A 1,127-nucleotide genomic window follows, 5' to 3' on the forward strand; every position below is an offset into this window, starting at 1 on the left:
GATCGATCTGGTCATGGGAACCTTCAGCAAAGGCTTGGGCAGTTTTGGCGCCTACATCGCCTGCTCGCAACTGTTGAAGGAGTATTTGATTAATGCCTGCAGCGGTTTGATCTATGCTACAGCTCTCCCCCCCGCTGTACTGGGGGCCATGGATGCAGCGTTGGATCTGCTGCCCACCCTGGAACAAGAAAGAGAGCAGTTGCAGTATAATGCCGCCTGGATCCGGCAATGCTGGCGGGATTCTGGAGTGGATACGGGATTATCCAGTACACAGATTATCCCCTGGATCGTAGGATCTGAGCAACAGGCCATGGCCATGAGCGCTGCTCTGGAAGAACATGGTATTTTGGCTGTGGCCATTCGACCACCCACTGTTCCCCAGGGGCAAAGTCGCATCCGATTTTCCTTGACCACTCTGCACAATCAACAGATGCTGCAAAAACTGGTCGAGACAGTTGTGCAGCTCCATGGTCTCATGGGCTGAGCTTTAGCGATTCTCCCCTCCCAACTTATGCAATACCGCTGACAGGGCTTGTTGCGTGACCTTTATCTCATTATTCCAGACAGCACTATCGGTGGTGCGATTTTCATCCATGGTTTGAATCAATACCGCACGCGCTTGTCCCCGAATTTTCCGTAACGGCCGCAATATCAAGACGATCAAAACGATACCCGCCAACACGACAGCCAAAACGGTATACCAGACAGCCTGGCGGAATTTTTTTTGGCTGCGTTTCAGTATGTTGATAACCTGTTTTTTTTCAATTGGAATAACCAAACAAACAGTCTGATCCAAGAGTTGCAGAGGTGCATAGTAGAGATTCCACGGCAAGCGGGTATTGTCATCAAACAGGGTTCTGTTGTGTTCTATTGCTTGCTCGATTCGTTCATAATCCAGCAACTCGGGGTTGCGTGCCACAGGATCTGCACCAAACATATCCTCCTCACTGACCAACAAAAAGTGCAAATCAGGGTTATCGGTCTCCAATTGCGAGATGATCTTTTCCAGATAGAGACCAAAAACCACCAAGGTTCCTTCCTTGCCTTGTTCATTCGGCAAACGAGAGAAGAGCTGTACAGACAACTGACCATCCAGTCGATCCAAGGTCATCCAGATATCCTGCGTC

2 protein-coding genes are annotated in these 1,127 nt (G+C 49.7%); one reads left to right on the forward strand and one right to left on the reverse strand.

Translation table 11 applies throughout. The features are described from left to right. On the forward strand, positions 1–484 hold a 484-nt coding region (locus EJP87_RS16865; RefSeq protein WP_130472981.1), incomplete at its 5' end, for an aminotransferase class I/II-fold pyridoxal phosphate-dependent enzyme. A gap of 3 nt (positions 485–487) precedes the next feature. On the opposite strand, the gene EJP87_RS16870 is transcribed toward EJP87_RS16865, so the two are convergent. Further along, positions 488–1,127, reverse strand: a 640-nt coding sequence (locus EJP87_RS16870) for a hypothetical protein (protein ID WP_227657747.1), incomplete at its 5' end; no start/stop codon positions are given.

It is taken from the genome of Candidatus Magnetaquicoccus inordinatus, from assembly GCF_004217665.1.
Classification (GTDB): Bacteria; Pseudomonadota; Magnetococcia; order Magnetococcales; family Magnetaquicoccaceae; genus Magnetaquicoccus; species Magnetaquicoccus inordinatus.